The sequence below is a fragment of the Streptomyces niphimycinicus genome (genome assembly GCF_018883605.1).
Taxonomy (GTDB): domain Bacteria; phylum Actinomycetota; class Actinomycetes; order Streptomycetales; family Streptomycetaceae; genus Streptomyces; species Streptomyces niphimycinicus.
Map to the genome: position 1 here is coordinate 1 of NZ_JAHLEM010000715.1, position 4,665 is coordinate 4,665.

General features: G+C 71.8%; 1 protein-coding gene. It reads right to left on the reverse strand.

The genetic code is table 11. The features are described 5' to 3' along the window. Nucleotides 1-4,644: SDR family NAD(P)-dependent oxidoreductase (locus KN815_RS40945; protein ID WP_216346865.1), on the reverse strand; the 4,644-nt coding region annotated here is incomplete at its 3' end. Nucleotides 4,645-4,665: the final 21 nt, after the last annotated feature.

Genomic DNA, 4,665 nt, shown 5'->3' on the forward strand with positions numbered 1-4,665 from the left:
CGACAGCCGCTCCAGGACGAGCACCCCGGCGCCTTCGGCGAATCCGGTGCCGTCGGCGGCGGCGGCGAATGCCTTGCATCGCCCGTCCGGTGCGAGTCCGCGCTGGCGGGAGAACTCGACCAGCAGATCCGGTGTCGTCATCACGGCCACGCCACCCGCCAGCGCCAGTGTGCTTTCGCCGCGGCGCAGGGACTCGCAGGCCCAGTGCACGCTGACCAGCGAGGAGGAGCACGCGGTGTCCACGGTGACGGCGGGGCCTTCGAGACCGAGGGTGTAGGCCACGCGGCCGGAGATCACGGAGGTGGAGTTCCCGGTGAGCAGGTATCCCTCGGAGCCGTCCGGAGTGGCGGCCTGGCCCGCGCCGTACGTCGTCGAAGCGGCGCCCGCGAACACCCCGGTGCGGGTGCCCTTCAGGGCGAGGGGATCGATACCGGCGCGTTCGAAGGCTTCCCAGCACGCCTCGAGCCACAGACGTTGCTGAGGGTCGGCGGCCAGCGCCTCTCGGGGGGAGATGGTGAAGAATCCCGCGTCGAAGTCCGCCGCGTTCTCGAGGAAGCCGCCGGTCCTGGCGTATGTCGTGCCGGGCCGGCTCCGGTCCTGGTCGTAGAGCGCGTCAAGGTCCCAGCCGCGGTCGGTCGGCAGCTCCGATATGGCGTCCGCGCCGCTCTCCAGCAGCCGCCACAGCGACTCCGGGGAGTCCACACCACCCGGGAGCCGACAGCTCATGCCGACGATGGCGATCGGCTCGTCGGCGGGGTGTGCCACCACGGGTGCCGGTACGGACACCGCCCCATCCGTGGAGCCGAACAGCTCGGCGTCGAGATGGCGGGCGAGCGCGGCCGGAGTGGGATGGTCGAAGATCAAGGTGGCCTGCAACCGTCGTCCGGTCGCCGTGCGCAGCCTGTTGCGCAGTTCCACGGCGGAGAGCGAGTCGAAGCCGAGTTCCTTGAACGGCCGCTGCGGGGTCACCGATTCCGGACCGCCGTGGCCGAGCACGGCCGCCGCCTGTCGGCGGACCAGGTCGAGCAGAGCGGCGAGGCGTTCGTCCTCCGCAAGCCCCGCGAGAGCGTCGTACCCCTCGTTGTTCATCGCGTCGGCCGGGCCCGGAAGGGCGCGGGCGAGCGAACCTGCGAGCGGGGCGCGTACGAGGCCCCGCAGCACGGCGGGCACCGGCTCTGCGGCCGGTGAGGACGGCTCGTACCGCATCGGCACCAGCAGGGTGTCGCCGTTCGCCCGGGCGGCGTCGAAGAGGGCCAATCCCTCAGCGGTGGACAGCGGGCGGACGCCGGATCGGGCGAGCCGGCCGGTGGTCAGGTGTTCGGTCAGTCCGCTGCGCTGCTCCCAGAAGCCCCAGGCCAGGGAGGCCGCGGGCAGTCCCTGTGCCCGGCGGCGTGCGGCCAGCGCGTCCAGGAAGGCGTTGGCCGCCGCGTAATTGCCCTGCCCCGGGCCACCGAGCACCCCGGCCGCCGAGGAGAACAACACGAACTCGGCCAGGTCCCGGTCCCGGGTCAGTTCGTGCAGATGCCATGCGGCGTCCGCCTTGGGGCGCAGCACCGTGCGCAGCTTCTCCGGGGTGAGCGACCCGATCACGGCGTCGTCGAGGACACCGGCCGTGTGCACCACGCCCCGCAGATTCGGCAGCGAGTCGACCAATGCGGCGGTGGCGCCCCGGTCCGACACATCGCATACGGCCACGCGCACGCGCGCCCCGGCGGCTTCCAGGTCGGCGACCAGCTCCGCCACGTCCGGAGCGGTGTTGCCGCGACGGCCGGCCAGCACCAGCTCCGTCACTCCGTGCTCGTGCACCAGATGGCGAGCCACCAGCCCGCCCAGAGTCCCGGTGCCGCCGGTGATCAGTACGGTGCCGCCGGAGAGCGGTCGCGGGATGGTGAGGGCCAGCTTGCCGATGTGCCGCGCCTGGGAGAGATGGCGGAAGGCGTCATCCGCCTGCCGTACGTCCTGGATCCGCAGTGGCAGCGGGGTGAACACGCCCTGGTGGAACAGGGAGAGCAGTTCGGTGAGTAGTCGGTGGATCCGGTCGGGGCCGGCGTCGAGCAGCTCAAAGGCCCGGTACGCCACGCCGTGGCGCGCCATCACCTCGTCGGCGTCCCGGAGGTCGGTCCTGCCCATCTCGATCAGCCGCCCGCCGGGGCGCAGCAGTCCGAGTGAGGAGTCGAGGAGTTCGCCGGTCAGCGAGTTGAGTACGACGTCCACCCCGTCCGGTGCGTCCGAGCGGAAGTGTTCCGCGAACTCCGTCGAGCGGGAGGAGGCGATCCGCTGCGGGGCGACACCGCATTCGCGCACCGCATCCCATTTGGCCGGGCCGGCGGTGGCGAACACCTCGGCGCCCAGCCAGTGGGCCACCTGCACTGCCGCCATCCCGACGCCACCGGCTGCCGCGTGCACCAGCACCGACTCGCCGCTGCGCACATCGGCAAGGTCGACCAACGCGTACATCGCGGTGAGGAAGGCGATCGGGGTGGCGGCGGCCCGTGGGAAGGACCAGTCGGCCGGGATCGGGGCCACCAGCCGGTGGTCGGTGATCGCCACCGGTCCGAAGGCCCCGGAGAACAGACCCATCACCCGGTCTCCGGGTGCCATTCCGGCTACTCCGGAGCCGACCTCCAGCACCCTTCCGGCACCTTCGCTGCCCAGCAGACCGGCCTTGTCCGGGTACATCCCCAAGGCCAGGAGGACGTCACGGAAGTTGACCCCGGCCGCGTGCATGGCCACCCGGACCTCGCCCGCGGCCAGTGGCCTGGACACCTCCGCGCAGGGCGCGAGGGCCAGGTGCTCCAAAGTGCCCTCGCCGTCGGCCTCCAGCCGCCAGGTGTCCGTTTCCGCCGGGATCGGCAATGCCGGCGAGGTGGCCCGTACGAGCCTGGGTACCAGCGCCTTCCCGGCCCGGATGGCCACCTGCGGTTCATCGACGGTGAGCAATGCCGGGAGCGCGGACCGTGCGGACGGCTCCTCGTCCGCCGTGTCCACGAGCACGAAACGGCCGGGGTTCTCGGTCTGCGCGGTGCGTATGAGGCCCCAGACCGCGGCGGCGGCGAGGCTCTCCGGATTCTCACCGGCCATGGTCGCGACCGCGCCCCGCGTCATCACGACGAGGCGGGCGTCCCCGAACCGGTCGTCCGCCAGCCACGCCTGCGCGACCTCGAGGACATGGCCGCTGAGCGCGTACACGCTCTCCGGGCCCTCCTCAGCGGCGGAAAGCCTGAACACCACCGCCCCGGCTTGCGGCTGGGCCGTCGCCAGCTCGGCCAGTTGGGCCGCCGACTCGATGGCGGGGAAGTCCTCTTCGGCCGAGCTGTCGGGCGAGCCGGGCAGGGCGAGTTCGGTCCAGTCCACCCGGAACAGCGCGTCGTGGTGGGCATCGCCGAGCCCGCCGTCGGACACCGGACGCAGGACCAGAGACTCCGCCGACAGCACCGGTGCCCCGGTGCCGTCCATCGCCAGGAGCGAGATGGCGTCCGGGCCCGCCGGTGACAGCGCGACCCGCAAGGTGGTGGCACCGACGGCGTGCAGGGTGACACCGGTCCAGGCGAACGGAAGGTGCGGTCGGCCTGGTTCGGCCACGAACGCGCCCAGTCCGGCGCCGTGCAGGGCGGCGTCCAGCAGGGCGGGATGGACGCCGAAGCGGCCCGCGTCGCTCGCGGCCGTCTCGTCCAAGGCCACCTCGGCGAACACCTCGTCACCGCGCCGCCATGCCGTGTGCAGCCCCTGGAAGACGGGCCCGTACGCATAACCGCGGGTGCTCATCTCGGCGTAGACATCGGTGAGATCGACCCGTGTGGCGCCCTCCGGCGGCCACGCCATCCGGTCCACGGTGGCCGCGTCGTCACCGGGGCTGATGGTGCCGGTGGCGTGCCGTACCCAGGCCCGGTCCCGGCCCGGCCTGGAGTACACGGTGACCGACCGGCGACCGCTCTCCTCCGGTCCGCCGACCGCCACCTGGATCTGCATGTCTCCGTGTGCGGGCAGCACGAGTGGCGCGTGCAGGGTCAGCTCGTCCAGCGTGCGGCAGTCCATGTGCAGCCCCGCTTGTGCGGCCAGCTCCACGAATCCGGTGCCCGGCAGCAACACCTTGTCCAGGACGGTGTGATCGCGCAGCCAGGGGTGGGTGGCCATGGAGAGCGAGCCGGTCAGCACGCAGCCGTCGGATTCGGGCAGTGGCAACACCGCGCTCAGCAAGGGGTGATCGAGACCGACAAGTCCCGCGCCTCCGACATCGGTCGCGCCGCGCACCGGATCCAGCCAGAACCACTCATGCTGGAACGCATAGGTCGGGAGATCGACCCTCCGCGCCCCGGCCTCGGCGAACAGCGGCTGCCAGTCCACCGGCACACCTTCGGTGAACAGCCTGCCGACGGTGCTGAGGAAGGAGACCAGGCCGCCGTTGTCGCGGCGCAGCGATCCGGTGGTGATGATGGGGGTGTCGGTGGCGTCGGCGGTGTCCTGGATGCCGATGGTCAGCACCGGATGCGGGCTGGCCTCGACGAATACCGTGTGTCCGAGATCCAGCAGTCCCTCGATCGTGGACTGGAACTCCACGGTCTCGCGCAGGTTTCGGTACCAGTACCCGGCATCCAGCTCCGCGGTGTCCATCAGCCGCCCGGTCACCGTCGAATAGAACGGCACCTCTCCGCCACACGGCTCCAC